This is a genomic window from Treponema sp. R6D11 (assembly GCF_054786075.1).
On the sequence record NZ_BDHD01001287.1, the window covers coordinates 1 to 338 of the forward strand.

Genomic DNA, 338 nt, shown 5'->3' on the forward strand with positions numbered 1-338 from the left:
ATTGATACCCCAAACGGCATTGCCGAAACAGTGCCATATATTGACATAGTAACGGATGAAATCGTATTAACATACTCCCGTTGCATTTATAACAACGACGGCAGCCGCTTGGGCGTTGTCGCCATTGACGTAAGAGCCGGCCGCATCGGAGAAAAAATCGTCGATACCGCTTCCGAAAAAGGCAACAGTTACGGGGTATTGATCAGCCAGGATTTAACGATAATCGGACATTCCAACAAAGACTATCTCGGAAAAAAGATGAGCGATCCTACAATCCCCCTTTCAGCATTAGCCGATGAATTGGTAAGCAAGGGAAAACTTTCAGAGGTCAGTTGGGT

The 338-nt window shown here is 45.9% G+C and carries 1 protein-coding gene; it reads left to right on the top strand.

The features are described 5' to 3' along the window. Nucleotides 1-338: PDC sensor domain-containing protein (locus ACYVTD_RS18460; RefSeq protein WP_461249050.1), on the top strand; the 338-nt coding region annotated here is incomplete at both ends.